The following is a 26,420-nucleotide window of genomic DNA, read 5'->3' as shown; positions in this document are numbered from 1 at the left end:
ACCTAGAACTTTTCCCTAGAACTCATGCGGATGACTTACGAGGCCGCACAGCCCATTTCCCGGTGAATACCGGTTCGCGCTTCTCGGCGAACGCAGCGTAGGCCTCGCCGGAATCGGTGGTAGCGAAGTTGCCGGGTTGGGCGCGCGCCTCATTGGCCAGCGCTTGGGCCAGCGTGCTGTCGGCACCCGCTTTGAGCAGCCCCTTGCTGTGCGCCATCGCGACCGGCGGGCCAGCGGCCAGCCGCTCACCCAGGTCCTGCACAAAGGCGTCGATCTCGTCGCTTGGCTGCACCCAGGTGACCAGGCCCAGCGAGCGGGCTTCTTCAGCGCTGATGGTCTCGGCCAGCAACACCAGCCGTTTGGCCTGCTGCAGACCCACCAGCTTCGGGAGTAACCACGACCCGCCGAGGTCAATCGACAACCCGCGCTTGGCGAAGATCTGGCTGAATGCCGCCTCCGGTGTCGCGACCACAAAATCGCAGCCCAACGCCAAATTCCAGCCGGCGCCGACAGCCACACCGGTTACCTTGGCGATCGTCGGGATCGGTAATTCGTTGAGCGCCAGAGCGACATCGGTGAGCCTGCGCAACTTGCGGTCCGGGTGCACATCCTCCGGCACCCCCACATCGGCACCCGAGCAGAACGCCCCGCCTGCACCGGTGAGCACCAGGACACGCACACCGTCGTCATCGGTGATGGCGCGCAGCGCATCCCGCAGCTCGATCCACAGCTGCGGATTCAGTGCGTTCTTGCGGTGCGGCCTGTTGAGCGTCAGAGTCCGCACGCCGTCACGGTCTTCGGAGCGCAGAACCTCATCGGTCACCGATACACCGGCCCGATCGCACCCTGCTCGCGAAGCACAGCGATGGCATCGGCACTCATGCCCAGCTCGCGCAGTATCGCGTCGGTATGCTCACCGAGTCCTGGCACGGCGCCCATCGGCGCCTCGTAGCCGGCGATCACCGGCGGCGGCAGCAGAGCCGGGAAATCGCCCTTCTCACTGCCGACCTGACGCCAGCGGTCCCTGGCGACGAGTTGTGGGTGGGCGACCACCTCGCTGGGCAGGTTGTACCGGGAGTTGCCGATCCCCGCGTCGTCGGCCGTCTTCTGGATGTGGGCGAGATCGTGCTGTGCACACCAGGATCCAATTGCCTCGTTGAGAACATCGCGGTGAGCGCAGCGGTCGGCGTTGGTGCTGAACTGCGGATCGTCGGCCAGGTCGGGTCGCCCGATGATCTCCCGCGCCAGCCGCTGCCACTCGCGATCATTGGTGGTTCCGAGCACCACGGTCTGGCCGTCGCGGGTGGGAAAGGCCCCATATGGCGAGACCGCCGGTGAGCTGACGCCGAGCGGCTGCTGGTTGATACCCGTGTGCTGGGTGTAGGTCAGTTGATAGCCCATGATGTCGGTCATCACATCGAACAGGCTCAACTCCACTGCGGGAGAGGGCCCTTCGCGCTGGCTGCGGGCGAACAGCAACGCCAATATCGACAAGGCCGCATAGAGGCCGGTGGTGAAATCGGCCATCGCGGGCCCCGGCTTGGCCGGCATGTCCGGATAGCCGGTAACGGCGCACGATCCTGCTTCGGCTTGAACCAGGAGATCGTAGGCACGTTTGTGCGAGATAGGGCCACCGGGCCCGTAACCGTCGATCTCGACGGGAATGACCGCAGGGTGCCGCACCGCGAGAGCCGCGGGCCCCAGGCCGAGACGCGCTGTGGATCCTGGTGCGAGGTTGGACACGAAAGCATCAGCCGAGTCCAGCAGGCGGTGCAACACGTCCATCCCTGCGGGTGACTTCAGGTTGAGTGTGACCGACTCCTTACCGCGGTTACACCAGACGAAATGTGCGGCCAGTCCATCGGGCCCGTTCACCACATCGTCGTAATCGCGGGCGAAGTCACCACCGTTGGGGTTCTCCACCTTGATCACCCTGGCACCGAAATCAGCCAGGACGCGGGTGCACATCGGTGCCGCGACCGCCTGTTCCATGGCGACGATCGTGATGCCCGTCAAGGGCCCTGCCATCGTCAGTAGCTCCTCGGCAGGCCGAGGACGTGGGAACCCAGATAGTTCAAGATCATCTCCTGGCTGACCGGCGCGATTTTCATCAGGCGAGACTCCCGGAAGAAGCGCGAGATGTTGTACTCCTCGGAGTATCCCATCCCGCCGTGGGTCTGCAATGCACGGTCTGCGGCATCGAATCCAGCGTCTGCACACAGATATTTGGCCATATTGGCCTCACGCCCGCACGGTTTGCCATTGTCGTAGAGCCAGGTGGCCTTGCGCAGGATCAGCTCGGCGGCATCGAGGCGCGCCAGTGAGTCGGCCAGAGGGAATTGAATACCCTGATTCATTCCGATGGGGCGGTCGAAAACAACCCGTTCGTTGGCGTACTTGACGGCCCGGTCCAGTGCGACCCGGCCGATTCCGAGCGCCTCGGCAGCAATCAGCATCCGCTCAGGGTTCAGGCCGTGCAGGATGTACTGGAAACCCTTGCCCTCTTCGCCAATTCGATCCTCGACCGGAACACGGAGATCGTCGATGAACAGCTCATTGGAGGAGACGGCGTTGCGACCCATCTTCTTGATGGGCCGAATATCGACGTGGTCACGGTTGAGATCGGTGAGGAACAGCGACAGCCCGTCGGTCTTCTTCGTCACCTCGTCGTAGGGTGTGGTGCGGGTCAGCAGCAGAATCTTCTCGGACTCCAGCGCCTTGGAAATCCATACCTTCTTGCCGTTGACGATATAGTGATTACCGTCTCGCTTGGCGAATGTGGTGATGCGCGAAGTATCAAGTCCGGCACCGGGTTCGGTCACACCGAAACACACGTGCAGGTCCCCGTTGACAATGCGCGGCAGGGTTGCCCGTTTCATCTCCTCGGAGCCGAACACGACCACCGGCTGCATCCCGAAGATCGACAGATGGATCGCGCTGGCCGCGTTCATCGCACCACCGGAGCGCGCCACCTCTTCTGAGAGGATCGTCGCCTCGGTGATGCCGAGGCCATGGCCGCCGTACTCCTCGGGGATGGTCATCCCCAGCCAGCCGCCTTTGGCGACGGCGTCGTAGAACTCCTGCGGGAACTCGTGACCGAGATCCTTTTCCATCCAGTAGTGATCGTCGAACTTCGAGGCCAGCTCGGCGACCGACTTACGGATCAGCTGCTGATCCTCGGTCAGCTCGAAACTCATTCCGCCAGTCATAATTTCCCTTCCTTACGCTGCGCGACGGGCTACTTCGCGCCCGAGATCTCCTTGGCACTGGCCTGGAAGTCGGCGAAGCTGGTTTTGTCGCCGGTGCGTTCGTGGGACAGGGCGCGGATTTCGACGTCGTGGCCTTCGGCGGCTTTGCGTAGCGCCCCAACGGTGGCCTGGTCTTTCGGGACATGGGTGAACGGCTCGAAATGATAAAGGCGCATCGCGTTCTCGTGCGTCATCTTGTTGATGTCGGCATCGGGCACCTCATAGGTTTTGAACACCGCATCCAACTCTTCGGGCGCACCGGGCCACATCGAATCGCTGTGCGGGTAGTCCATCTCCCAACAGATATTGTCGATCCCAATCTCGTGGCGTAACTTCACCCCGACCGGATCGGAGATGAAACACGTCATGAAATGCTCCCGAAACACCTCCGAGGGCAACTTCCCACCGAAATCCTGATGCGTCCACGTCGAATGCATCTCATAGGTGCGATCCACCCGGTCCAAGAAATACGGAATCCACCCCGTCCCACCCTCAGACAACGCGATCTTGAGACTCGGATACTTCTTGATCGGCGCCGACCACAACAGGTCGGCGGCGGCTTGCACGATATTCATCGGCTGCAACGTGATCATCACATCCATCGGAGAATCCGGCGCCGGGATACTCAACCGCCCCGAAGACCCGATATGCACATTCATCACCGTCTCGGTATCCACCAACGCCTCCCACAACGGCGTCCAATACTCATCATGAAAAGACGGATAGCCCAGCGCAGCCGGGTTCTCGGTGAACGTCAACGAATGCACCCCCTTAGCCGAGACCCGCCGCACCTCCGCCGCACACAACACCGGATCCCAGATCACCGGGATCGCCATCGGGATGAACCGGCCCGGATGGGCACCGCACCACTCGTCGATATGCCAATCGTTGTAGGCCCGCACCAACGCCAGCGAAAAATCTGAATCCTCGGTGGCGAACAACCGGGCCGCGAACCCCGGAAACGACGGAAAATTCATCGTGGCGAGGACCCCACCGGCATTCATGTCCTTGACCCGCTCCGCCGCGTCATAACAACCCTTACGGATCTCGTCGAGACCCTGCGGTTCGAGGCCGTATTCCTCCTTCGGCCGACCCGCCACCGCATTCAACGCCACGTTCGGGATCACCGTGTCCCGGAACTGCCACGTATCAGACCCATCAGCGTTATGCACCAACCGCGGCGCCTCATCCTTGTACTTCTCCGGCAAATGCCCCGTGAACATCTCCGGCGGCTCAATGATGTGGTCATCGACACTGATCAAAATCATGTCGTCCTTGTTCATGGCCGAACCTTCCTGACGTGTCTCTGGCGGTGCTCCGCACTGATGGCCGCGCCGAAAGCGACCACATTCTCTCAAGTAGGAAACTAGCTTCTCACAGCAAGAGAATCAACGTCCGGGCAACCTGGCCCATGGCGAGAAGCCCTGATAGCAGCTGGTAAGCGGGAGATTCCCGGATCTGGCGAACCTCACACACTGCGGTATGCCGTTGACCAAACGCCGGGTTCATGGAAATCTGTTATCCCGATATGAGAATATGATTCTCACGAGCGAGAGGAGACCGGCAATGACAATCTCGAGGCACACCTCGCCTCCGGTCGCCTCGGCCTCACCCGCCATAGATCTCGCACAGGACGAAAGGTAGACCGATGGCATTTTTTCCCAAGCCGACCGAGGGCAGCTGGACCGAGCACTGGCCCGAGCTCGGCACCGCGCCGGTCAACTACACCGACTCCGTCGACCCTGAGCACTACAAGCTCGAGCAGCAGGCGATCTTCAAGAAGACCTGGCTCAAGGTCGGCCGAGTGGAGCAGCTGCCCAAGACCGGCAGCTACTTCACCCGCGAAATGCCATCGGCGGGCGCCGGTACGTCGGTGATCATCGTCAAGGACAAAGAGGGTGTGGTGCGCTCCTTCTACAACCTGTGCCGCCACCGCGGCAACAAGCTGGTGTGGAACGACTACCCCGGCGAGGAGGTGTCCGGCGTCTGCCGCCAGTTCACCTGCAAATACCACGCTTGGCGCTACAGCCTGAAGGGCGATCTGACGTTCGTTCAGCAGGAGAGCGAGTTCTTCGACCTCGACAAGAGCGACTACGGCCTGGTTCCCGTGCGCTGCGAGGTCTGGGAAGGCTTCATCTTCATCAACTTCGACGACGATGCGGCTCCACTGCTCGACTACCTCGGCGACTTCGCGGAAGGCCTCAAGGGCTATCCGTTCCACGAGATGACCGAGCACTACAGCTACCGTTCGGAGATCAACGCCAACTGGAAGCTTTTCATCGACGCGTTCACCGAGTTCTACCACGCGCCGATCCTGCACATGAAGCAGGCGGAGAAGGAGGAGGCCGAGAAACTGGCCAAGTTCGGCTTTGAAGCGCTGGCCTATGACATCAAGGGTGACCACTCCATGGTGTCGTCGTGGGGCGGAATGAGCCCGCCCAAGGATCTGAGCATGGTCAAACCCATCGAGCAGATCCTGCACAGCGGACTGTTCGGACCATGGGACCGGCCGGACATCAAGGGCATCCTGCCCGACGAACTGCCGCCGGCCATCAATCCGGGTCGCCACAAGACCTGGGGCACCGACTCTTTCGAGTTCTTCCCCAATTTCACACTGCTGTTCTGGGCTCCGGGCTGGTACCTGACCTACAACTACTGGCCAACAGCCGTCGACAAACACATCTTCGAGGCCGACCTGTATTTCGTACCTCCGAAGAACCTGCGCGAGCGGCTCTCGCAGGAACTCGCCGCGGTGACGTTCAAGGAGTACGCGTTCCAGGACGCCAACACCCTGGAAGCCACCCAGACGCAGATCGGCACCCGGGTCGTCACCGACTTCCCGTTGTGCGATCAGGAGATCCTGCTGCGCCATCTGCATATGACTGCGCATCAGTATGTCGACAGGTACAAAGAGTCCAAGGCAAACGGCAACGGTTCGACCAACGGCACGCACTCCGCCCCATCCAGCGAGAAAGATCACGCAAATGTCTAAGCTGCCCGCAGAATTCGCCGATCTGGAGCGATTCTCCGACTGGTGCCTGCCGACCGAGGAGGAGCGCTACTCCAAGCGGCTGAACTCGACCATGGCCGAGATGCAGGAGTTCTACGACGCGGGCATGACGCGACTGGAGGACATCATGGTCTACGTCGACGCCCGTTTTCCGCTCAAGGGCATGCCGGAGGACGCCAAGGCGCTGGTGCATCTGGGCCAGTCGATCGTCATGGTGAGTTTCCCTATCGAGGTGTGGAAACAACCGCGGGTGCTCGACAGCGGTGCGGCATACATCAGCCTCATCAAGGAGCCGGTGGTCTGAGCGTGCTGACCCTCAAGGCAGCGGGTCTGCTGGATATCGATGCAGGCGAGATCATCCGGCCGGGCGTTCTGAAAATCGAGGACGACCGGATCGTCGCCGTCGGCGGCCCCGACGAGGACGACGGCTCGGAGGTTCTCGACCTGGGGGACTCAATCCTGCTGCCCGGCCTGATGGATATGGAAGTCAACCTGTTGATGGGCGGGCGGGGCGAAAACCCCGGCCTCTCGCAGGTTCAGGATGACCCCCCGACCCGGGTGCTGCGCGCAGTGGGCAATTCCCGGCGCACGCTGCGCGCCGGCTTCACCACCGTGCGCAACCTGGGGCTTTTCGTCAAAACCGGTGGCTACCTGTTGGACGTAGCGTTGGCGAAGGCGATCGACGCCGGCTGGATCGAAGGACCACGCATCATTCCGGCCGGGCATGCGATCACCCCCACCGGCGGGCATCTCGATCCGACCATGTTCGCCGGATTCATGCCAGGGGCGCTGGAGTTGACTGTCGAGGAGGGTATCGCCAACGGGGTCGACGAGATCCGCAAGGCGGTGCGCTACCAGATCAAGCACGGCGCCCAGCTGATCAAGGTCTGCGTTTCCGGTGGCGTCATGTCGCTGACCGGAGAGGCAGGGGCGCAACACTATTCGGACGAGGAGTTGCGCGCGATCGTCGACGAGGCGCACCGGCGTGGGCTGCGCGTTGCCGCGCACACCCACGGCGCCGAGGCGGTCAAACACGCCGTGGCATGCGGTATCGACTGTATCGAGCACGGCTTTCTGATGGACGACGAAGCGATCCAGATGCTGGTCGATAACGACCGGTTCTTGGTCACCACCCGGCGGCTCGCACAGGCCATGGATGTCTCGAAGGCACCGAAAGAGTTGCAGGACAAGGCAGCCCAGATGTTCCCGAAAGCCGAGACCTCGATCAAGGCTGCGTATGAGGCCGGGGTGAAGATCGCTGTCGGGACCGACGCACCCGCCATCCCGCACGGGCGCAACGCCGATGAGCTCGTCACCCTGGTCGAATGGGGTATGCCGCCGCTGGCGGTATTGCGGGCAGCGACCATCGTGGCTGCCGATCTGATCAACGTCACCGACCGCGGTCGGCTCGCCGTGGGCCAGCTGGCCGATGTCATCGCCGTGCCCGGTGACCCCCTGCTGGACATTACAGTTACACAGGACGTAAGTTTTGTAATGAAAGGGGGTACGGTTTTCCGAAATGACCGAGCCAACAAGAACTGACGACCTCGTCGACATCCAACAGCTCCTCGCCAAGTATGCGGTCACCATCACCCAGGGGGACATCGAGGGTTTGGTATCGGTGTTCACCCCCGACGGCACCTACAGCGCCTTCGGTGAAACCTATGCACTGGACCGCTTTCCGGTGCTCGTCGAAGCCGCACCCAAAGGCCTGTTCATGACCGGTACCGCGCTCATCGAGCTCGACCCGGACAGCCCCGACGCGGCGTCGGGCACCCAGCCACTGTGCTTCATCGAGCACTCCCAGCACGATATGCGCATCGGCTACTACCGCGATACGTACCTCCGCACCACCGAAGGGTGGCGGCTCAAGACGCGGGCCATGACGTTCATCCGCCGCAGCGGCGAGCACGATCACGGCCGTCCGCACGCCATCGGACGCCCGAGTGCATGACTGAACCACTGTCGGTCGCAGAGTTCCGGACACAGTTGGTGGCCTGGCTCGATGAAAACGATCTCACCCCACCCCCGGGAGACCATTCCCTCGACGCCCACCACGCGCAGCACTCCCGGGTGCTGGGCGCGCTCTACGACGCTGGCTGGATGCGTTGGGGCTGGCCCGAATCCGCGGGCGGTCTCGGTGGGCCGATGATCCTGCGCGCGATCGTCGGCGAAGAAGTCGTCGGTCGCGGCCTCGACGATCCCGGCCCTTATTCGATGCTCGAGGTGCTGACGCCGACGATGATCGACTACGCCCGACCGGAACTTGCCGAAGAAATGGTGCCGCGGTTGCTATCCGGTCGTGAAACCTGGTGCCAGGGCTTCTCCGAACCAGGCTCGGGAAGCGATCTCGCCTCGCTGACCACCAAGGCCACGCAGCACGGAGACACGTGGGTGATCAACGGCCAGAAGGTGTGGACCAGCTTCGCGCAGTACGCGACGCGGTGTGTCCTGCTCACCCGGACCGGAGAGCCGGGAACCCCCAACCACCAGTCGATCACGGCGTTCTTCGTCGATATGGACACCCCGGGAATCACTGTCTCGCCCTTGCGCACCATGCACGGTGTCGACGAATTCTGCGAGGTGTACTTCGATGATGTCGAGGTACCTGCCGATCGCATGCTCGGCAATGTCGGCGACGGTTGGCAGCTGGCGATGGACCTGCTGCCCTACGAACGCTCGACGTGCTTCTGGCAGCGCATCGCGTATCTGTACTCCCGGCTCGATTCGCTGATCGACGCGGTCAAAAGCGAACTCGGCCCGGCCGCCGACGCCGACCTGGGTACTGCGTATCTGGCTCTGCACACACTGCGTTGCCGCTCACGAGCCACCCAGCTGCGGCTGGCCGACGGCGCCAAGCTGGGTCCGGATACCTCGATCGACAAAGTGCTGCTGGCCAGCGCCGAACAACAGCTCTACGACACCACACGCGACCTCTTACCGGGCGCCATTGAACTGCAGGACACCAGCTGGCGCACCGAGTTCCTGTACTCGCGATCGGCCACCATCTACGGAGGCACCGCGGAAATACAGCGCAACATCATCGCCCGCCGTCTGCTCGATCTCGGGAAGGAGTGACGATGGATCCCGAGTCACTGGCACTGCTCGAAGACAGCCTGCGCAAGACCATGCTGTCGATCTCCGGCGTCGAACTTGACGCGGCACTGGCCGATATGGGCTGGGTCGACATGCTTTCCGATATGCCCGAGGTGGCGATACCCCTGGTGTTCCGGTTGCTGGGCGAAACAGGTTCGCATGCCTCGATTCTCAATGACGTCGTCCTACAGTCGTCCCGACGCCCGCCTGGCGGCATTCCCGCGCTGCCCTACGCCGGCGGAATCCAGGTGATCTGGGAACGGGTCGCCGAGGATGAAGCAGCGAAGTGGGTTCTCGAGGATTCCACAGAACTCAACGTGCTCGGCGGGTTGCCGCTACGCCGGGTGGACGAGGGTGATCTGCTGCGCCTGGCCGAGGCGCGCCGCGCCCTGGGCTGGTGGTTGGTCGGTAGCTCGCGCGCCATGCTCGCACTGGCCCGTCAGCACGCCCTGGACCGTGAGCAGTTCGGTCGACCGATCGCGGGATTCCAGGCAATCCGGCACAGGCTGGCCGAGACACTGATTGCCATCGAAGGCGCCGAGGCGACACTGAGCTTGCCCGGTGCGGCCAACAATGACCTCACCGCGCTGCTGGCCAAGGCTGCAGCGGGTAAGGCCGCTCTGACGACGGCCAAACATTGCCAACAGGTGCTCGGCGGGATCGGCTTCACTGCCGAGCATGACCTGCACCGTCATATCGAACGGGTGTTGGTGCTGGACGGATTACTAGGCAGCGCAAGAGAACTCACTCGCAAGGCCGGCGCGGGACTGCGAGCCCGCGGCTCGGCACCGAGGTTGGCCGAGCTCTAGAAACGGGCGTCAGCCTCGGGGCAGGCCGAGCACCCGCTGGGCGATGATGCCCCGTTGGATCTCCGAGGTGCCACCCGCGATGGTCCCGCCGAAGCTGCGGGCATACCTCTCGAACCAGCTCACCGACGTCGCGTCCTCACCGAATGGCGCGTAGGCGGCCGTCAGTGCGGGATGGGACAGGCCATCAACACCGGCGGCCGTCAACGCGTGTTCACTGGCAACCTGAACCGCCTCGGCGCCAAGCAATTTCAATATCGACAGCGAAGGCACATCCTGCTCACCCCGTGCCTCACGCGCCAGTGCTGCCGAGCCGAGTAGCCGCAGCGCGTAAGCGTCCATGACCAGCGTCGCGTACTGGTCCCGCTCGATGGTTCCCGACGGGCGGAAGTCGGCTACCAGATCGTCGAGCCGGTCAGCGAACATCAGCCACAGCAGGGTGCGCTCGTGACCGAGTGAGCCGTTGGCCACCCCCCACCCACCGTGCAGCGGTCCGATCAGATTCTCCGCGGGCACCTTCGCATCGGAGAAGAAGACCTCGTTGAAGTCCAGATCATCGCGGTCACAGATCGACGCGAACGGCCGACAGACCACACCTTGGGTGTCCGTGGGGATGACCAGAACGCTGATGCCCTTATGTTTGGGGGCATCGGGATCGGTGCGGACGAACGCCAAGATCAGATCGGCGTCGTGGGCGCCCGATGTCCAGACTTTCTGGCCGTTGACGACAAAGTGGTCACCCTCCAGTACTGCGGCCGTCCGCAGTGACGCCAGGTCCGATCCCGCACCGGGCTCACTCATCCCGAGCGCCGCGGTCATCTCGGCCCGCAGAATGGGCACCGCCCAGCGGTGCTTTTGTTCCTCGGTACCGAACGACAGCAGCGAAGCGGCGATGATGCCGACACCCTGCGGGTTGAAGCTCTGGTAGATCTTGCGCTTCGAGAGCTCCTCGAGGTGGACGAACTGCTGCAGGATGGTCGCGTTGCGACCGCCGAATTCCGGTGGATTTCCGGGTAGCAGCCAGCCGTGATCGAACTGCAGACGCTGCCACTGCCGCGCCCATTCGGGTACGTCCGCAGTCGACCCGGACCGCTCGACGGCGACGTTTGCATCAGGCAGGTGCTCATCAAGGAACGCGGCGAACTCGGCGCGGAACGCCTCGACGTCGGCATCGAAGGTCAATTGCACTGGATTCTCCTCACTTCTCGCCGCTACCAGCCAGCGACTGCTCTGCGATCAGTGCGCGGTGGTGGGCGGCGCCACCAAGTAGCAGATCACCCGCCTTGGCCCGCTTGAGCGCGAACTGGACATCGTTCTCCCAGGTGAAGCCCATCGCCCCGAAGAGTTGCAGACCGTGGCGGAAGACCACTGACTGGCACTCCCCTGCCGAGGCCTTGGCCATCGATGAGGCCAACCGGCGGCGCGGGTCATCGGCGGCAATGGTCAAAGCGGCGAAATAGGACAGCGCCCTGGCCCGTTCGATGGCGATGTGCATGTCGGCGGCCTTGTGCTGCACGGCCTGAAACGACCCGATCGGCACACCGAACTGTTTCCTGTCACGGACGTGGTCGAGCACCAGGTCCAGAACACGCTGGCACGCACCGACGATGGTCAACGCCATCCCCGTCAGAGCAAGGTCGTAGGCACGCTTGGCATCGGCGGCCGCGATGCGCTCGCGGTGCCCCACCTCCACACCGGCGAACGTCACCTCGGCGACGTGCATCACCGGGTCGAAAACAGACACCCGGCGCGCTGAAACCTGTTCAGCAGCAACGATAAAGACACCCGCCGGGGTGACCACCGCGAGACGGTCCGCCCGGTCACCGTCCAGCACGTGCCTGGCGGTGCCGTCGAGGATCCAGCCCTGCCCCGACCGGGCGGCGGTGACGCCCTGATAGACCGCCGAGCCACAGAGGGCGGGGTCGGCATGGCCCGGCGCCAGCGGCGTGAACTGCGTCAGCGTGGCCAGAAATGGCGTCGGGTCGGTGGCTCGACCGAGTTCCTCGATCAAAATGCCGAGCTCGACCGCTTCGGCTGCATCGGTCAGCTCTGTCCAGCCCATGTCGACATAGGTGCGCCACAGCTGCGCCGGCTCGCCCGCGGCGTCCTGATCCTCAGCGATCCGGCGGACCAATGACGCCGGGCACTCCTTCGCCGCCGCATCGCGCACGGTGTCGCGCCAGAATCGTTGATCGGAATCGAGCTCTAACAGCATCGCGGCACCTCACGCTTTACGGCTTGCTTTTCGATCTGGAGAATAACATTCTCGCACGGCGAAAGTGGTGATCTCAAAAAGCACTCGCCCGGTCTCCCGTGGAGACCCAATGTCGCTCTGTTCTCCGGTACAGTTCATCCATGTCTCTTAACGCGGGCTCTGCAACCAGCCGGACGTCGGGCCGCCGGTGAGCAGCCCCAGCGAAGAACCGGCGTGGAAACAACGCGCTGTCGAACGCTCCATCAAGACCGCCAAGTTGCGCGCCGCGCAGCGGGTGCAGCGCTTCCTGGACGCGGCCCAGGCGATCATCACCGAAAAGGGCAGCACCGATTTCACGGTGCAGGAAGTCGTCGATCGCTCACGGCAGTCGTTACGCAGTTTCTATCTGCAGTTCGACGGCAAGCATGAACTCCTGCTCGCCTTGTTCGAAGATGCACTGAGCCGCGCAGCGGACCAGATTCGGGCGGCTGTCGCAGGCCACGAGGATCCGCTCGAGCGGCTCAAGGTGGCAATTGAGTTGCTGTTCGAGCTATCTCGACCCGATCCCACCGCCAAGCGGCCGCTGTTCACCGACTTCGCGCCCCAGCTGCTCATCTCCCATCCCACTGAGGTCCGGGTGGCGCACGCACCCGTCATCGCGCTGTTCTCCGAACTCATGGAAGCTGCCTACGCGGCAGGTTGCCTGCGCGAAGGCGTCACGCCGAAACGGATGGCGGTGATGACGATGCAGACGGTGATGTTCACCGCGCAGTCGAGCACGCCCACCGACGAAGATGTCGCGCATCCGATCACGGCCGACGAAGTGTGGACGTTCTGCGCTCAAGGATTTGCCGCCAAATAGTCCAAGAATTGCATTCTCCACCCGCAAGAACATCGCTTACACTCAGCGGATGCCGGATCTCTGGAGCGATTTACTGTCCTGCCTGGACTTGAGTCCGGTTTCCGGTAAGGACGACGGGATCGCCCTCTCCTTCGAAGGCGCCAACCAAAAACTCGAGTATCACCGGGTGTTCGGCGGACAGATCCTGGGCCAATTCATCGAAGCAGCGCGCGCGACGTGTCCCGAGAAATCGGTGAAATCCGTGCACACCCTATTCCCCCGCGAGGGTAGAGCCGACGAGCCGATCGTCTATGAAGTACGGGTTGCGCACGAAGGCCGGACCTTCGCCACGTTATCGATCACCGCCAGCCAGTCCTCAGGTGTCGTCGCCACGGCATCGGTCTCCATGCACGTCGCCGAGGAGGGTCGCGAGCACCAGGAGATCGCCGCGGTGCCCCCACCGCTCGGGCCGGAGCACACGCTGACCATCGACATGATTCCCTGGGAGGTCAGGGCAAGCGATGACCTCAACGACGATGCCGCCGCGACGCCGCAGTTTTCACTGTGGATGCGCACCCCCGATGTCGACCCTGCCCTGGCGCCCGCACTGACCGCCTACGCCACCGATCTCACGCTGATCGGAACGGCACTGCGCCCGGTTGATGGGGTGAACCAGCGCGGTAACGGGACCACCTTCACCTCCGCGGTCACCTCGCACACGCTGTGGTTTCACCGGCCGTTCCGGACCGACCAGTGGCTACTGCTGCGCCAGCACAGCCCGATCCTGGCCCACGGCCGCACCTTCGGGCGCGGTGACGTGCTCACCGAGGGCGGCGCCCTTGTCGCCTCCTACGCCCAGGAGGCGCTGGTGCGGTTCCGCAATTCGGAGCGCCCGTAAGACCTCAAACTCCCTGTTGCCCAACGGCACGAGACCACTTCGGGTTGTGCAGTGGGCCACCGGGTCGTCAACGCGGTAGCCGCGGTCTGTGCAGCAGCGCCTGGGATCCGCACCACCTCAGATTTGCCACAGATCATCGCGTCGCCGGGCTGAGTCGGCCTGCGTCTCGGTCAACTACCGCTCGCCCAACAACTTTTCGGCGGCGGCGTATGCGTCGCTGCCCCCGTCTGCCACGGCGGCGGCCAGTCGGTCGAGATCGGGATGGCGCTGCAACCGGGATTGGGCCAGGGACAGAATCTGGGCCCTGGCCCGGGCCGTGCGGCGGGCCGGGGTGTCGGTACGCCGGTGCGCGGCGATCGCCTCCACCACCTCGTCGATTCCATCACCCTGTGAGGCAACGAGTTTGAGGATCGGGGCAGGTGTCTCGGCACGCAGATCGCGGACGGTCTGATCGGCGCCGTCACGATCGGCCTTGTTGACGATCACCAGATCGGCGACCTCGAGCAGGCCGGCTTTCGCGGCCTGGATCGCGTCACCGGCGCCGGGGTTGAGGATGACGACTGTCGGATCGGCGACGGCTGCGATCTCGATCTCGGACTGACCGACCCCGACCGTCTCGATCAGGACGAGGTCGTAGGACAGCGCGCCGAGTAGCCGGATGGCGGCGGGGACCGCGGCGGCCAATCCCCCGAGGTGTCCCCTGCTGGCCACCGAACGAATCAGGACGTCGGAGTCGTTGATATGCGCGGCCATCCGGATCCGATCACCGAGAAGCGCACCCCCGCTGTAGGGCGATGACGGATCGACGGCAAGCACCGCGACCCGCAGCCCGCGTTGGCGATAGGCGGTCACCAGCACCGCTATCGTCGTCGATTTGCCGGCGCCCGGTGGCCCGGTGATACCGATGACCTGGACGTCGGTCGGCCCGATATGAGCCAGCACGTCATCCCGGCGTGAGCTTTCGACCAGACTCAGCAATCGACCCGCCGCGCGCGTCGATCCGTTGCGCGCGGCACTGATGAGTTCGGCAATATCGTCTGTCATCGTCGTCAGGATTATCCCCGCCTGGTCCGCACCGGAGTGCAGTCTGCACTCACAGCTATGAGAATAGTATTCTCATAGCTTGAGAGTGGCAGTTGCAAGAAGGGAAACAGGATGCAAACCAGTGGGAACTCCGCAATTGTCGTCGGTGGCGCCGGCGGGCTCGGCGAAGCGACCGTGCGACGACTCCATGGCGCGGGTGCCAAAGTGGTGGTCGCCGATATGGCCGACGATAAGGGCAAGGCGCTCGAAGCCGAGCTGGGCGTGCGATATGTGCGCACCGACGCCACCAGCGAGGAGAGCGTCAATGCCGCCATCGCCGAGGCGGAATCGCTTGGGCCGTTGCGTATCTCGGTTGACACCCACGGCGGCCCGGCGAGCGGGGGCCGCCTCGTCGGCAAAGACGGCAGCCCATTGGACCTCGAGGGTTTCAAGACCACCATCACGTTCTATCTGACGGCAGTCTTCAACGTGATGCGCCTGTCCGCTGCCGCCATCGCCAAGCAGGAACCGCTCGACGAGGGCGGGCGCGGGGTCATCATCAATACCGCGTCGATTGCCGGTTACGAAGGTCAGGTCGGTCAGGTGCCTTATTCGGCAGCCAAGGGCGGCGTGATCGGCATGACGCTGGTCGCGGCACGCGATCTGTCCCCCTTGGGCATCCGGGTCGTGACGATCGCCCCCGGCACCATCAACACCCCCGCGTACGGCAAGGCTGCCGATCAGTTGGAGGCGTACTGGGCACCTCAGGTGCCGTTCCCCAAACGAATGGGACGTTCGACCGAGTACGCCACGCTCGCGGCGTCGATCATCGACAACGACTACCTCAACGGCGAGGTCATCCGGCTCGACGGTGGCCTGCGCTTTCCACCCCGATGACCTGAAACTCCACACATCACCCTTTGGCGACCAGACCGTCAACGATTGTGTTGAAGTCTGCGGTGCCGAACGAGACGTACTCCGCAAGGTTGGCGTAGTCCAGCGACGCCATCACCGAACGCTCCAGTTGAATATTCATCAGCCGCTTGGTGCTCTCGACGGCTTGCTGCGGCAGCTCCAGGATCTTCTTCGCACAGGCGATCGCCTCGGTCAGCGGATCGGCGACCACATGGTTGGCCAAGCCGAGTTCGACGGCGCGCTGGGCTTTGATCCGCACGCCGGTCAGCGCAAATTCCTTGGCCTGCAACAGGCTGATCTGCGACGGCCACACCAGCGGCCCGCCATCGGCGGCCACCAGACCGATCTGCACATGGGGATCACTGAAGAACGCGGTCTCGGCCATATAGACGATATCGCTCAACGCGGCCAGGCTGCAGCCCAAACCGACGGCCGGGCCGTTGACCGCGGCGATCAGCGGTACCCGGCACCGGACCATGCCGATGACGAGGTCGCGGCCGTGCTTGATGGTCTTGACGCGCAGGGCCTCATCGCGACGCAGTTCGTCGAGATAGGTGAAGTCACCGCCGGCCGAAAAGGCCCGGCCCGCACCGGTGATCACCGCCGCCCGCGCACCGGCATCCTCGTTGATCTCACCCCACACCTTGGCCAGGCCCACGTGTAACGCGTCGTTGACGGCGTTGAGTTCGTCGGGCCTGTTGAGTGTGATGATGCGCAGCGCGCCGTCGGCCGTGACGTCGATTTCGGCAGGCATGTCATACATGGTCAGACTCCAAGTCCCAGAATTCGTGCAGCGATGATGTTCTTCTGAATTTGCGATGTTCCGCCCATGACGCTCTGCGCACGGCTGTAGAGGTAGTCGCCGAGGGTCTCGGCATCGCGAGTTCCATTGACCGCCAGCACCGCATGTCCGACCGATTGTTCGGCCCAGGTCATCAGCAACTTGTCGATCGAGCCCTCCGAACCGTGGGAAATCCCGTCGAGCTGCTCAGACAGCCGGCGCTGCACATGGCGGGTGAGCATCTCGGTTTCGACGGCAGCCCAGGCCAATTCGTCGGGCACCCGAGCACCCTCGTCGATCTTGCCGAGCAACTTGTGCACTGTCTTGCCGTACCGAGCGGCGAAGCCCAGCGTCGACGGTTCCCGTTCATGACCGACCACCGTCATCGCCAGCGGCCACCCCTCGCCAGGGCTGCCCACCATCTGATCGGCAGGTACCGTCGCACCGTCGAAGGACACCTGACCGAACTCTTTGGTCACCCCGCTGATCATCTTCAGTGGGCGTTGTTCGATTCCTGGCTGGTGCATCGAGATGATGAAGGCCGAAATTCCTTTGTGCCGCTTGACATTCGGATCGGTACGGGCCAGCAGTAGACACCAGTCGGCGTCGTCGGAGTAGCTGGTCCAGATCTTGTGTCCGTTGATGATGTAGGTATCTCCGTCGCGCACCGCCGTGGTGGTCAGCGACGCGAGGTCCGAACCCGCACCGGGCTCACTGAAGCCCTGGCAATACCGCTCGGTGCCGTTGATCATGCCGGGCAGGAATCGTTGCTGGATTTGCTTGCTGCCGTGCCTGCCCAGCCCGGTCACCAGGTAGCCCAAGCTCGGGCGGGCCGGTGCACCAGCGCGGGTCAGCTCCTCGTCGAGGATCACGTCATAGACCGGAGGCAGATCCTGGCCGCCGTACTCACGCGGCCACGACAACCCGAAAAAGCCACCCTCGTACAGGGCACGGTGCCAATCCCCTGCCTTGGCCCAGTATTCGTCCCCGGAGGTGGGAAATTCTCCCGCATGCTCGGAGAGCCAGGCGCGCAACCGATTCCGGAAGGCGGCTTCGTCCGGCGAATCACGAAAGTCCAAGATCGATCTCCTCCAGCTTGACGGGCAGAAGTTCAGTCACGGTCAGCGCGCGACGCAGATAGATATGCGCCAGGCACTCCCAGGTGTTGCCGATACCGCCGTGCACCTGGATCGAGGTCTCACATGCGGTGCGGGCGGTGCGGGCACAGTAGACCTTAGCGATCTGGGCCGCCCGCACGGCCGCCGCGGGCGCCAGTTCGTCGACCGCCCATGCGGCGTAGCGCAACACACTCACCGATCCTTCGATCAGAGCCGCACTTTCAGCGAGCAGGTGCGCGACGGCCTGGTATGAGCCGATCGTCTTTCCGTACTGCGCACGGATTTTCGCATAGTCAGTGGCCAGCGCGAGCGCACCGCGCGAAACTCCGACCAGATCCGCGGCGGTGGCGACCAGCGCCAACGCATACCACCGGTTCGCGGCGTCACCGTCCAGCTCGCCGAGCACCGCGGGTGCGGAGGCGACGGCGGCAACGGAGCGACTGAGGTCAACACCGCACTGCGCCTCGTGGAGATCGACTCCCAGAATGCTGTTACCGCGCAGCGCAACTGCGCTTCGATAGCCTCTGGCGTCGATCGCCTCACCATCGACGGCGATCGTCGCAGGCCCCTGAGCGCCGACGTGCCGGATCAGGTCGTCGGCGAGCACCGGGCCGAGGAACGGCGCATCCACCAGCCCGCGGCCGAACTCCTCGACGACGATCGCCACCTCGACACCCGATGCCTCGTCGGAGCGTAGTGAACGCCAGCCGGTGGCCTCAATCTGCTTGTCCAGCCGGGCGATCCGACTCTCGTCGGCAAGATCGGCGACAGAACCTGGGCCGAGGTCGTCGGCCAATTTGGCGGCCGCATCCCGCAGTTGCTGTTGTTCAGTGGTCAGACGTACATCCATGGCGCTCCTTCAGCACGCGACGCAATACCTTGCCCGAGGGCAGGCGGGGAATTTCTTCGACGAACACGATGTGGCTGGGGCGTTTGTACGATGCCAGTCGTTCGCCGACCAGTTCGATGAGCTCGGTGTCCGCCGGGGTGCCGACGGCGCCGTGCAGGGCGACCGCCGCCACCACCGCCTCGCCGTCGACCTCGTGCGGTACGCCGAACACCGCGCAGTCCCGCACCGCCGGATGACCGTGCAGGACGGCCTCGACCTCGGCGGGCGCGACCTGGAAGCCGCGCACCTTGATCATCTCTTTGGCCCGGTCGGTGATGCGCAACCAACCGTCGGCGTCCAGATATCCGACATCACCGGTGCGGTACCAGCCGTCGTGAAAAGCGCTCTCCGACTCGGCTTCCGGCAGATACCCCGCCATCACCGAATTGGACCGCGCTTCGATTTCACCGGCGTCACCCGCCGGTAGTGGATCACCTGTTTCCAGTGACACCACCCGCAGGCGCACACCGGGCACGGCGCGGCCGACATTGTCCAGCCGGGCACCGGCGATCTCATTACAGGCCAGCACCGGCAACTCACTGGCGCCGTAGGCGGTGACCCAGGTGACCCCGGTCCGCCGGGTGACGGTCTCGGCCACGCTGACGGTCACCGGCGTCGCGCACCACATGATGTAGCGCAACGAGGACAGGTCGTAGTTCTCCAGCTCCGGGTGTGACGCGATCGCCAGCGCAATGGGCGCGGCGGCCATCTCGACGGTGATCCGATCGGATTCGATATGTGCGAGCAATTGGTCGATATCGAAGCGACGGTGCAGTCGCAGCCAGCCGCCGGTTGCCAGCACGGTGGCGATATTGAGCAGCCCGAGGATATGGCTCGGCGGGGTGGCGATCTGCAGACGGTCCGCAGGCCCCAGCTGTAGGGCCGCGCCCCAGTGGCCGACGGCAGCGGCGAACCCGCCGTGGGTATGCCGAACGGCCTTGGGCATACCGGTGGTGCCCGAACTGAACACCAGCACGGCATCGTCGGCGGGATTCGGCACCTGCCCGACGGCAGCCGAGGCGGAGGCGATCGGCTCATCGAGATCCAGCATCGGCATCAGCGCGGCCAACAGCGCCTGATCCCCAACCGCGTGCTCGGGATGGGTGAGTGCCAGCGCATGCTCTAGTTCGGCACGCTTCCACGACGAACTGAGCAGCACCACAGCGGCGCCCAGTTGCCAGATGGCGTACAACGCGATGACGAACTCCGGCCGGTTCGAGGACATCAGGGCGACGCGCTGCCCGCGGGTCACGCCGCGCCGGCTCAGCGTGTGGGCGAGCCCGTCGATGAGCGCGGCCAATTCGGAGCGGCGATACTGGCGGTTCTCGAAAGCCAAGACGTAGGGATCAGCATCGGTACGCCCCAGGTCAACCTGAGACGCAGGTTCGGCTGATGGTGATGACGCGGAGAACATTTCACAAGGATCCTATCGGTAGTGAGAACTATATTCTCACTGGGGTAGAATTGACATACCAGTTTCAAGGAGGCGCGGTGACTGCACCAATGTCCGGATCGACGTCCACCGACGCTGCACCCACTGCAGCGACCGTGACGATCCAGCTCGACGGGAAGACCGTGGTGACTGCGCTCCGCCCTGGCGACACCCTGCTGGAGATCGCCAGGCAGGCGGGAATGGCACCACCCTTCTCCTGCGAAGCGGGTAACTGCGGTACGTGCATGGCCAAGGTGACCGAGGGTTCGGCGACCATGCGGGTCAACGACGCACTGGACGACGACGAAGTCGACGAGGGCTATGTGCTGACGTGCCAAGCCACCCCCGACGGTCCATTGACGGTCAGCTACGACGAGTGAGCCGGTAGCGCGCCATGCTCCCCCAGTCGAGGGGGTGGCCGGTAGTCCGGCCGATAACCGTCGACGCGGATGGAACTGCCCACCAGCCGAAAATCCCCTGCCGACACGATGGCCTCCGGGGTGGCCTCCAATGCCTCCGGTAGCGTCCGCACGGCAGCTGCCGGGATGCCCAACGCACGCAGCCGGGTCTCCCAGCCGATGGCGGTGTCCTGGGCCAGCGCCGAAGACACCACCGCCAGTACTTCATCGCGGTGCGCCGCCCGTTCAGCCATCGTGGCGAAGCCGGTCACACCGGCCTCGGCCGAAAACAGCCGCCAGAATGCGTCATGGGTGACAAACAGTGCCAGGTAGCCGTCGGCCGTCGGAAAAAGCTGCGCCGGAACGTAATACGAATGCGCTCCGTTTGGATAGCGTTGCGGCTCGATACCGTCGTTGAGATAGGCCGCGGCCCGGTAGTTCAACTGGGAGAGCATCACATCACGGAGCGAAACGTCCACCTGGCCACCGGTACCGGAGAGGATCTGCGCGAGCAGACCTAGCGCTGCGGTCAGTCCGGTGGAGTTATCGGCCGACGAGTAGCCCGGCAGGGTCGGCGCACTGTCGGGATCGCCGGTGAGCATGGCGATCCCGGTGCTGGCCTGCACGATGTAGTCGAAGGCGGGGTCATCACCCCCGTACAACCCGAACCCGGTGATCGCCACGCAGACGATCTTGGGATTGAACTGCTGCAGTCGTTGATAGGTCAGCCCGAGCTTGTGGATGGCGGACGGTTTCAGATTCACCAGCAGCGCATGAGATTCCGCAACGAGTTCGCCAAGACGGCGCTGCCCTTCCTCTCCTGCGAGATCAAGGCAGATGCTGCGTTTCCCACGGTTGAGGCTGGCGAAGTAGCTGTCGCTGACCTGACGCGAGATATCCCCCGTCGCGGGCTCGATCTTGGTGACCTCGGCGCCGAGATCGGCCAGCATCATGGTGGCGTACGGGCCGGCCAGCATGGTGCCGACCTCGAGCACCCGGATACCGGCGAGCGGACCGGGCGTGCTCACTGGACTGCCTTCGCCAGTTCCCCGATCACATCCCTGGTGCGGTACTTCGACGCCACCAGCTCGTCGCGGGTGTCCCCGATCGGCAACAGGCGCACCGACAGATCGGTGACACCGGCATCGGCAAAAGCTTTGAACCGGGCCAGGATTGATTCCTCGTCACCGGCGGCACAGAGATCCCCCACATTGCGGGCATCCCCGCGATCCAGCAGACGCTGATAGTTGGGCGAGGTCTCGGCCTCGGCCAGGATCCGGTTGGCCCGTTCCTTGGCGGCGTCAATCTCGGAGTTGGCGCACAGGCAGACCGGGATACCGGCGACGATGCGCGGAGCGGGTCGTCCGACATCGGCAGCAGCCTTGTTGATGCGTGGCGCGATGTGGTCACCGATCGCTCGCTCATCGGCCATCCACAACACGGTGCCGTCGGCGAGTTCGCCCGCGATCTGCAACATCACCGGTCCCAGCGCCGCCACCAAGACCGGCATCGGCGTCTCCGCGCCGAGGGCGGTCGGGTTGTGCACGGTAAATGACGCGTTCTGGACGTCAACCGCGCCAGGACCAGCGGTAGCGGCGTTGAGCACCTCGAGATAGTCGCGGGTGTAGGCGGCCGGCTTTTCGTAGGGGATGCCGAGCATGTCGCGCACAATCCAATGGTGCGACGGCCCGACGCCGAGCGCCAGCCGGCCCCCACTGCCGGCATGGACCGAAAGTGCCTGGCGGGCAAGGGCGATCGGATGCTGGGCCTGCAGCGGCACCACAGCGGTGCCGAGCTCGATTCGGCTGGTGCGACTACTCATCAGCGACACCATGGTCAACGCGTCGAAATCGTCGGGCACCTGCGGCATCCAGGCGGTGTCCAGCCCGGCGCCTTCTGCCCACTCGATATCGGAGAGCAATTTGGTGACCTTGCGGGTCATATCGCCCCGCTCGGCCCCAATCATCACGCCCAGTCTCATTTTCTCCCACCCCGCTTCGCCCACCCGAATCTCATTATTCGGCCACCTTTTCCGCCGTCAACGCCCGCACACCGGTGACCAAGTCGTCGAGCGGTGTGCCCGTCGGGAATACCGCCGCGGCACCCGCCGCCGTCAGCTTGGCCACATCGGCCTGGGGAATGGTGCCACCGACGACAACGGCGATATCGCCGGCGTCAGCGGCTTTCAATGCATCGACGACGCGAGTGGTCAACGCAACATGCGCGCCGGAGAGGATGCTCAGCCCGACAACGGCGACATCTTCCTGCAGGGCGATCGACACGATGTCCTCGATCCGCTGACGAATGCCGGTGTAGATCACCTCGAAGCCGGCGTCGCGCAAGGTGCGCGCAACGATCTTGGCTCCCCGGTCGTGGCCGTCGAGACCGGGTTTCGCCACCAGTATGCGTGCACTCACCTAGAACACTCTCCTTCTAGAAAACGACAGGCTGCTGGAACTCGCCCCAGACTGCTTTGAGGGTGGCCACCATCTCGCCGACCGTGCAGTAAGCACTGGCGCAGTCAATCAGCTTGTGCATCAGATTGTCATCTCCCTCAGCGGCTTTCGACAAAGCCGTCAGGGCCGCCGCCACTGCGGCCGGATCCCGTTCCGCCTTGACCTTGGACAGGCGTTTGAGCTGGAGATCGCGGCCGTGGGCGTCGAGCTCGTAGGTGTCGATATCCGGCGGCGGCTCGTCGACGACGAACTTGTTGACCCCGACCACCGGGCGCGCACCGGACTCGACGTCCTTGTGCATCTGGTAGGCCTCATCGGAGATCAGGCCCTGCAGGTAGCCGTCCTCGATACAACGCACCATGCCGCCGTGGTTCTCCAGATCGGCCATGATCTCGATGATCTTGGCTTCGGTCGCATCGGTCAGCGCCTCGACAAAGTACGACCCACCCAACGGATCGGCCACCCGGGTCACCCCGGTCTCATAGGCCAGGATCTGCTGGGTGCGCAACGCCAGCGTCGCGGATTCCTCACTGGGCAGCGCGAACGGCTCGTCCCAGGCCGCGGTGAACATCGACTGCACGCCGCCGAGCACGGAAGCCATTGCCTCATAAGCGATCCGGACAACGTTGTTCTGGGCCTGCGGGGCATACAACGAGGCACCGCCGGATACGCAGCCGAACCTGAACATCGACGCCTTATCGCTACTCGAGCCGTAGCGCTCCCGCACGATCGTCGCCCAACGGCGGCGGCCGGCGCGGTATTTGGCGATTTCCTCGAAGAAGTCGCCGTGGGTGTAGAAAAAGAACGAGATCTGCGGGGCAAACTGGTCGATGGTCATCCGGCCACGCTCGACGACGGTGTCGCAGTAGGTGACCCCGTCGGCAAGCGTGAAGGCCATTTCCTGGACGGCATTTGCCCCGGCATCACGGAAGTGCGCGCCCGCCACCGAGATCGCATTGAAACGGGGAACTTCGGCGGCGCAGAACTCGATGGTGTCGGCGATGAGGCGCAGCGACGGCTCCGGCGGCCAGATCCAGGTACCGCGCGACGCATACTCCTTGAGGATGTCGTTTTGGATGGTGCCCGTCAGTTTGGCCCTTGGCACGCCTGCCTTCTCGGCGGCCGCGACGTAGAAGGCCAGCAGGATGGCCGCCGTTCCGTTGATGGTGAAGCTGGTGCTGATCGTGTCCAGCGGAATCCCGTCGAACAAGACTTCGGCGTCGGCCAGGGTGTCCACCGCGACACCGACCCGGCCGACCTCTTCGCCGAACTCGGCATCATCGGAGTCGTAACCGCACTGCGTCGGCAGGTCCAGCGCCACCGACAGTCCGGTGCCGCCCTGGTCGAGCAGGTAGCGGTAGCGCTGGTTGGATTCCTCGGCGGTGCCGAATCCGGAGTATTGGCGAAACGTCCAGAGCTTGCCGCGGTAGCCAGACGCGAAGTTGCCGCGGGTGAACGGATACGTGCCCGGGGGCGGTGGATCACCGTCGCGGCCTGCCGGGCCGTACACCGGCTCGACCGGGATGCCAGAAGAGGTCTGAGCTGTGTTGTCATGCTTGGGAGCCACGTGAACCACCCCGATAACGTACTTGCAAAAAAAGAGAATGCCAATACCATCCCTTGTTGGCGGACCACCGGGAGAGCCCGGCGGTGAATCGACGTATCCCGGGAGACCTATGGCGCAACAGAGCAGTTCCCTCACCGACCGCACCATGGTCATCTCCGGCGCCAGCCGCGGGATCGGCCTCGCGATCGCGATCGGGGCCGCCCGCCGGGGCGCCAACGTGGTGCTGTTGGCCAAGACCGCGGAGCCTCATCCCAAACTGAAGGGCACGGTCTACACCGCCGTCGAGGAGATCGAGGCCGCCGGCGGTCGGGCCGCCGCCGTGGTCGGCGATGTCCGCAAGGAAGAGGACGTGCAGCGCGCGGTCGATACGGCGATCGAACGGTTCGGCGGTGTGGATATCTGCGTCAACAACGCCAGTGCGATCGCCACCGAGGGAAGCGAAGAGCTGTCCGCCAAAAAGTACGACCTGATGCAGGACATCAACTGCCGTGGGACGTTTCTGCTGACCAGAGCGTGTTTACCTCATCTGCGCCGATCGTCGAACCCGCACATTCTGACCATCTCCCCACCGATCAATATGAACCCGCACTGGCTGGGCAGACACCCGTCCTACACGCTGTCCAAGTACGGGATGACGCTGCTCGGACTGGGCTGGGCTGCCGAGTTCGCCGACTCCGGTATCGCGTCGAACTGCCTGTGGCCCGAGACATACATCGCCACCGCGGCGGTGACCAGTCTGGCCGAGGGCAGCAGCCTTGCCGCGTCGTCGCGCAGCCCGGAAATCATGGCTGATGCGGCCGTGGAGATCCTCTGCCGGTCGGCCCGCGAAACCACCGGGCAGTGCTTCATCGACGCCGACCTTCTCATCGCCGCCGGAGTCACGGATCTGTCCGGTTACGGCGGCGGGGAACACCCGATTCCCGACCTGTTCCTCGATCCCCCAACCGCTACCGCCTGAGCGCGGCGCGGGATCCGGAGAATCGGCGCGACGATTCTCTGCGGAAATCATCATAGCGCTCAGCGAGAAGGTTATTCTCTTCCATGCGCACCTCCACGCCGGTCGCCGACGAGCACATCTCGGTACAGCGCAGCGGGCCGGCGCCAGCGGAGATCGATCAGATCCTGTCGGCTGCAGTGCGCGTGATGGCGAGGTCGGCGCCGGAGCCACCCAAGGTCAGTGACATCGTCGCGGAGGCCGGTACCTGCAACAAGGCGTTTTACCGGTACTTCAGCGGCAAGGACGACCTGCTACTGGCGGTGATGCAACGCGGTACCGCGATCGTCGCCGCCTCGCTGGAGGAGCAGATGAGTCGCGAACTCGACCCGGCGGTCAAGGTCGCCCGATGGGTCGAGGGATTGCTTGCGCAGGTTACCGACCCCCACCTGTTCAGCTTGTGCGCCGCGACGCTCGCCCAGATGTCGGCCAGTGCCCACCGGAAAGCCTCCGACGATGAGGTGATGGCACCCCTGCGCACGCTGCTCACCGCCCCGATCACGCAGATGGGCCGTCCCGCCCCTGACCGGGATGCCGACGCGGTGTTCCACGCCACGATGGGAACGTTGCGCCGCTACATCGGATCGGATCGACGGCCCCCGGTGGCCGATGTCGAGCATCTGGTGGCGTTCTGCCTCAGTGGTATCGGAGTCTCTGCCGGTGCCGGGGCGCGGGCTGGGTGAAACGGGCCAGTTCCACCGCCACCGGCGTGGCATTTCGGTACGCGGCCGGCGTCACCATCGCGCATATTCTC

27 protein-coding genes are annotated in these 26,420 nt (G+C 64.1%); 12 read left to right on the top strand and 15 right to left on the bottom strand.

What is annotated here, in order from left to right:
- Positions 1-22: 22 nt before the first annotated feature.
- The 4 genes from ADBZ9O_RS11855 to ADBZ9O_RS11840 are packed head-to-tail and all read right to left on the bottom strand — an operon-like array spanning position 23 to position 4,531.
- A complete protein-coding gene (locus tag ADBZ9O_RS11855) occupies positions 23-823 on the bottom strand; it encodes an enoyl-CoA hydratase/isomerase family protein (RefSeq protein ID WP_526531381.1) in 801 nt (266 codons plus the stop codon).
- Positions 820-2,028, bottom strand: coding sequence for a CaiB/BaiF CoA transferase family protein (locus ADBZ9O_RS11850; protein WP_526531379.1), 1,209 nt, complete (start codon positions 2,026-2,028; stop codon positions 820-822). The genes ADBZ9O_RS11855 and ADBZ9O_RS11850 overlap by 4 nt, the downstream gene beginning before the upstream one ends.
- Before the next feature lie 2 nt (positions 2,029-2,030).
- A complete protein-coding gene (locus tag ADBZ9O_RS11845; RefSeq protein ID WP_526531377.1) occupies positions 2,031-3,209 on the bottom strand; it encodes an acyl-CoA dehydrogenase family protein in 1,179 nt (392 codons plus the stop codon).
- Positions 3,210-3,238: 29 nt separating this feature from the next.
- Positions 3,239-4,531, bottom strand: coding sequence for an amidohydrolase family protein (locus tag ADBZ9O_RS11840; protein ID WP_526531375.1), 1,293 nt, complete (start codon positions 4,529-4,531; stop codon positions 3,239-3,241).
- A gap of 365 nt (positions 4,532-4,896) precedes the next feature.
- Here ADBZ9O_RS11840 and ADBZ9O_RS11835 point away from each other — a divergent pair, with 365 nt between their 5' ends.
- The 6 genes from ADBZ9O_RS11835 to ADBZ9O_RS11810 are packed head-to-tail and all read left to right on the top strand — an operon-like array spanning position 4,897 to position 10,163.
- The gene (locus ADBZ9O_RS11835) at positions 4,897-6,240 is read left to right on the top strand and encodes an aromatic ring-hydroxylating oxygenase subunit alpha (protein WP_526531373.1); all 1,344 of its coding nucleotides are present in this window, start codon (positions 4,897-4,899) and stop codon (positions 6,238-6,240) included.
- Positions 6,233-6,562, top strand: coding sequence for a hypothetical protein (locus tag ADBZ9O_RS11830; protein WP_526531371.1), 330 nt, complete (start codon positions 6,233-6,235; stop codon positions 6,560-6,562). The genes ADBZ9O_RS11835 and ADBZ9O_RS11830 overlap by 8 nt, the downstream gene beginning before the upstream one ends.
- A gap of 2 nt (positions 6,563-6,564) precedes the next feature.
- On the top strand, positions 6,565-7,800 hold the full coding sequence (locus ADBZ9O_RS11825; protein WP_526531369.1) for a metal-dependent hydrolase family protein: 1,236 nt from the start codon (positions 6,565-6,567) through the stop codon (positions 7,798-7,800).
- The gene (locus tag ADBZ9O_RS11820) at positions 7,778-8,212 is read left to right on the top strand and encodes a nuclear transport factor 2 family protein (RefSeq protein ID WP_526531367.1); all 435 of its coding nucleotides are present in this window, start codon (positions 7,778-7,780) and stop codon (positions 8,210-8,212) included. The genes ADBZ9O_RS11825 and ADBZ9O_RS11820 overlap by 23 nt, the downstream gene beginning before the upstream one ends.
- Positions 8,209-9,336 (top strand): acyl-CoA dehydrogenase family protein, encoded by a 1,128-nt coding sequence (locus tag ADBZ9O_RS11815; RefSeq protein WP_526531365.1) that lies wholly within the window; start codon positions 8,209-8,211, stop codon positions 9,334-9,336. The genes ADBZ9O_RS11820 and ADBZ9O_RS11815 overlap by 4 nt, the downstream gene beginning before the upstream one ends.
- 2 nt (positions 9,337-9,338) lie before the next feature.
- Positions 9,339-10,163: an acyl-CoA dehydrogenase family protein gene (locus ADBZ9O_RS11810; protein ID WP_526531363.1), complete on the top strand. Its 825-nt coding sequence runs from the start codon at positions 9,339-9,341 to the stop codon at positions 10,161-10,163.
- A gap of 9 nt (positions 10,164-10,172) precedes the next feature.
- On the opposite strand, the gene ADBZ9O_RS11805 is transcribed toward ADBZ9O_RS11810, so the two are convergent.
- Positions 10,173-11,348 carry an acyl-CoA dehydrogenase family protein gene (locus tag ADBZ9O_RS11805; protein WP_526531361.1) on the bottom strand — a complete coding sequence of 392 codons (1,176 nt, stop codon included), beginning with the start codon at positions 11,346-11,348 and terminating at the stop codon, positions 10,173-10,175.
- Between the two features lie 10 nt (positions 11,349-11,358).
- Complete coding sequence (locus ADBZ9O_RS11800; protein WP_526531359.1) at positions 11,359-12,375, bottom strand: acyl-CoA dehydrogenase family protein; 1,017 nt, start codon at positions 12,373-12,375, stop codon at positions 11,359-11,361.
- A 187-nt stretch (positions 12,376-12,562) separates the two neighbouring features.
- Here ADBZ9O_RS11800 and ADBZ9O_RS11795 point away from each other — a divergent pair, with 187 nt between their 5' ends.
- Complete coding sequence (locus tag ADBZ9O_RS11795; protein ID WP_526531357.1) at positions 12,563-13,216, top strand: TetR/AcrR family transcriptional regulator; 654 nt, start codon at positions 12,563-12,565, stop codon at positions 13,214-13,216.
- A gap of 49 nt (positions 13,217-13,265) precedes the next feature.
- Positions 13,266-14,093 (top strand): acyl-CoA thioesterase, encoded by an 828-nt coding sequence (locus ADBZ9O_RS11790; RefSeq protein ID WP_526531355.1) that lies wholly within the window; start codon positions 13,266-13,268, stop codon positions 14,091-14,093.
- Between the two features lie 174 nt (positions 14,094-14,267).
- On the opposite strand, the gene meaB is transcribed toward ADBZ9O_RS11790, so the two are convergent.
- Positions 14,268-15,137: a methylmalonyl Co-A mutase-associated GTPase MeaB gene (meaB, locus tag ADBZ9O_RS11785; RefSeq protein WP_526531353.1), complete on the bottom strand. Its 870-nt coding sequence runs from the start codon at positions 15,135-15,137 to the stop codon at positions 14,268-14,270.
- A 111-nt stretch (positions 15,138-15,248) separates the two neighbouring features.
- Here meaB and ADBZ9O_RS11780 point away from each other — a divergent pair, with 111 nt between their 5' ends.
- Positions 15,249-16,013, top strand: coding sequence for an SDR family NAD(P)-dependent oxidoreductase (locus ADBZ9O_RS11780; RefSeq protein WP_526531351.1), 765 nt, complete (start codon positions 15,249-15,251; stop codon positions 16,011-16,013).
- A 16-nt stretch (positions 16,014-16,029) separates the two neighbouring features.
- Here the strand turns inward: ADBZ9O_RS11780 and ADBZ9O_RS11775 are convergent, their stop codons facing one another.
- From ADBZ9O_RS11775 to ADBZ9O_RS11760, 4 genes are read right to left on the bottom strand one after another with little or no spacing between them, the layout of a single operon-like run.
- A complete protein-coding gene (locus ADBZ9O_RS11775) occupies positions 16,030-16,794 on the bottom strand; it encodes an enoyl-CoA hydratase/isomerase family protein (RefSeq protein WP_526531349.1) in 765 nt (254 codons plus the stop codon).
- 2 nt (positions 16,795-16,796) lie between these two features.
- Positions 16,797-17,891: an acyl-CoA dehydrogenase family protein gene (locus ADBZ9O_RS11770; protein WP_526531347.1), complete on the bottom strand. Its 1,095-nt coding sequence runs from the start codon at positions 17,889-17,891 to the stop codon at positions 16,797-16,799.
- Positions 17,878-18,780 carry an acyl-CoA dehydrogenase family protein gene (locus ADBZ9O_RS11765; RefSeq protein WP_526531345.1) on the bottom strand — a complete coding sequence of 301 codons (903 nt, stop codon included), beginning with the start codon at positions 18,778-18,780 and terminating at the stop codon, positions 17,878-17,880. Before ADBZ9O_RS11765 ends, ADBZ9O_RS11770 begins: the two co-directional genes overlap by 14 nt.
- Entirely contained in the window at positions 18,758-20,233 is a 1,476-nt protein-coding gene (locus tag ADBZ9O_RS11760; protein ID WP_526531343.1) for a class I adenylate-forming enzyme family protein, read from the bottom strand. The genes ADBZ9O_RS11765 and ADBZ9O_RS11760 overlap by 23 nt, the downstream gene beginning before the upstream one ends.
- 89 nt (positions 20,234-20,322) lie before the next feature.
- Here ADBZ9O_RS11760 and ADBZ9O_RS11755 point away from each other — a divergent pair, with 89 nt between their 5' ends.
- The gene (locus tag ADBZ9O_RS11755) at positions 20,323-20,631 is read left to right on the top strand and encodes a 2Fe-2S iron-sulfur cluster-binding protein (protein WP_526533088.1); all 309 of its coding nucleotides are present in this window, start codon (positions 20,323-20,325) and stop codon (positions 20,629-20,631) included.
- Here the strand turns inward: ADBZ9O_RS11755 and ADBZ9O_RS11750 are convergent.
- The 4 genes from ADBZ9O_RS11750 to ADBZ9O_RS11735 are packed head-to-tail and all read right to left on the bottom strand — an operon-like array spanning position 20,619 to position 24,672.
- Positions 20,619-21,626, bottom strand: a complete 1,008-nt coding sequence (locus ADBZ9O_RS11750; protein WP_526533086.1) for a CaiB/BaiF CoA transferase family protein — start codon at positions 21,624-21,626, stop codon at positions 20,619-20,621. The two genes, ADBZ9O_RS11755 and ADBZ9O_RS11750, sit on opposite strands and share 13 nt — an antisense overlap.
- Positions 21,627-21,673: 47 nt before the next feature.
- Positions 21,674-22,630, bottom strand: coding sequence for an LLM class F420-dependent oxidoreductase (locus ADBZ9O_RS11745; protein WP_526531341.1), 957 nt, complete (start codon positions 22,628-22,630; stop codon positions 21,674-21,676).
- A gap of 34 nt (positions 22,631-22,664) precedes the next feature.
- A complete protein-coding gene (locus ADBZ9O_RS11740) occupies positions 22,665-23,066 on the bottom strand; it encodes a methylmalonyl-CoA mutase C-terminal domain-containing protein (protein WP_526531339.1) in 402 nt (133 codons plus the stop codon).
- Positions 23,067-23,082: 16 nt separating this feature from the next.
- Positions 23,083-24,672 (bottom strand): methylmalonyl-CoA mutase family protein, encoded by a 1,590-nt coding sequence (locus tag ADBZ9O_RS11735; RefSeq protein ID WP_526531337.1) that lies wholly within the window; start codon positions 24,670-24,672, stop codon positions 23,083-23,085.
- A 109-nt stretch (positions 24,673-24,781) separates the two neighbouring features.
- Between ADBZ9O_RS11735 and ADBZ9O_RS11730 the strand changes: the two genes are divergently transcribed.
- Positions 24,782-25,630: an SDR family oxidoreductase gene (locus tag ADBZ9O_RS11730; protein WP_526531335.1), complete on the top strand. Its 849-nt coding sequence runs from the start codon at positions 24,782-24,784 to the stop codon at positions 25,628-25,630.
- An 83-nt stretch (positions 25,631-25,713) separates the two neighbouring features.
- Positions 25,714-26,349: a TetR/AcrR family transcriptional regulator gene (locus tag ADBZ9O_RS11725; RefSeq protein ID WP_526531333.1), complete on the top strand. Its 636-nt coding sequence runs from the start codon at positions 25,714-25,716 to the stop codon at positions 26,347-26,349.
- Positions 26,350-26,420 lie beyond the last annotated feature (71 nt).

The organism is Mycobacterium sp. (genome assembly GCF_965229105.1).
Classification (GTDB): Bacteria; Actinomycetota; Actinomycetes; order Mycobacteriales; family Mycobacteriaceae; genus Mycobacterium.
The sequence above is the reverse complement of the archived record's forward strand: the minus strand, read 5'-3'. Positions and strand labels throughout refer to the sequence as shown.

What these genes read in the sequence shown, in the direction of transcription:
- ADBZ9O_RS11850 (WP_526531379.1), bottom strand. Translation starts at nt 2,028, where the DNA reads ATGGCAGGGCCCTTGACGGGCATCACGATCGTCGCCATGGAACAGGCG.
- ADBZ9O_RS11845 (WP_526531377.1), bottom strand. Translation starts at nt 3,209, where the DNA reads ATGACTGGCGGAATGAGTTTCGAGCTGACCGAGGATCAGCAGCTGATC.
- ADBZ9O_RS11840 (WP_526531375.1), bottom strand. Translation starts at nt 4,531, where the DNA reads ATGAACAAGGACGACATGATTTTGATCAGTGTCGATGACCACATCATT.
- ADBZ9O_RS11835 (WP_526531373.1), top strand. Translation starts at nt 4,897, where the DNA reads ATGGCATTTTTTCCCAAGCCGACCGAGGGCAGCTGGACCGAGCACTGG.
- ADBZ9O_RS11830 (WP_526531371.1), top strand. Translation starts at nt 6,233, where the DNA reads ATGTCTAAGCTGCCCGCAGAATTCGCCGATCTGGAGCGATTCTCCGAC.
- ADBZ9O_RS11820 (WP_526531367.1), top strand. Translation starts at nt 7,778, where the DNA reads ATGACCGAGCCAACAAGAACTGACGACCTCGTCGACATCCAACAGCTC.
- ADBZ9O_RS11815 (WP_526531365.1), top strand. Translation starts at nt 8,209, where the DNA reads ATGACTGAACCACTGTCGGTCGCAGAGTTCCGGACACAGTTGGTGGCC.
- ADBZ9O_RS11810 (WP_526531363.1), top strand. Translation starts at nt 9,339, where the DNA reads ATGGATCCCGAGTCACTGGCACTGCTCGAAGACAGCCTGCGCAAGACC.
- ADBZ9O_RS11800 (WP_526531359.1), bottom strand. Translation starts at nt 12,375, where the DNA reads ATGCTGTTAGAGCTCGATTCCGATCAACGATTCTGGCGCGACACCGTG.
- ADBZ9O_RS11790 (WP_526531355.1), top strand. Translation starts at nt 13,266, where the DNA reads ATGCCGGATCTCTGGAGCGATTTACTGTCCTGCCTGGACTTGAGTCCG.
- meaB (WP_526531353.1), bottom strand. Translation starts at nt 15,137, where the DNA reads ATGACAGACGATATTGCCGAACTCATCAGTGCCGCGCGCAACGGATCG.
- ADBZ9O_RS11780 (WP_526531351.1), top strand. Translation starts at nt 15,249, where the DNA reads ATGCAAACCAGTGGGAACTCCGCAATTGTCGTCGGTGGCGCCGGCGGG.
- ADBZ9O_RS11775 (WP_526531349.1), bottom strand. Translation starts at nt 16,794, where the DNA reads ATGTATGACATGCCTGCCGAAATCGACGTCACGGCCGACGGCGCGCTG.
- ADBZ9O_RS11765 (WP_526531345.1), bottom strand. Translation starts at nt 18,780, where the DNA reads ATGGATGTACGTCTGACCACTGAACAACAGCAACTGCGGGATGCGGCC.
- ADBZ9O_RS11760 (WP_526531343.1), bottom strand. Translation starts at nt 20,233, where the DNA reads ATGTTCTCCGCGTCATCACCATCAGCCGAACCTGCGTCTCAGGTTGAC.
- ADBZ9O_RS11755 (WP_526533088.1), top strand. Translation starts at nt 20,323, where the DNA reads ATGTCCGGATCGACGTCCACCGACGCTGCACCCACTGCAGCGACCGTG.
- ADBZ9O_RS11750 (WP_526533086.1), bottom strand. Translation starts at nt 21,626, where the DNA reads ATGCTGGCCGGCCCGTACGCCACCATGATGCTGGCCGATCTCGGCGCC.
- ADBZ9O_RS11745 (WP_526531341.1), bottom strand. Translation starts at nt 22,630, where the DNA reads ATGAGACTGGGCGTGATGATTGGGGCCGAGCGGGGCGATATGACCCGC.
- ADBZ9O_RS11730 (WP_526531335.1), top strand. Translation starts at nt 24,782, where the DNA reads ATGGCGCAACAGAGCAGTTCCCTCACCGACCGCACCATGGTCATCTCC.
- ADBZ9O_RS11725 (WP_526531333.1), top strand. Translation starts at nt 25,714, where the DNA reads ATGCGCACCTCCACGCCGGTCGCCGACGAGCACATCTCGGTACAGCGC.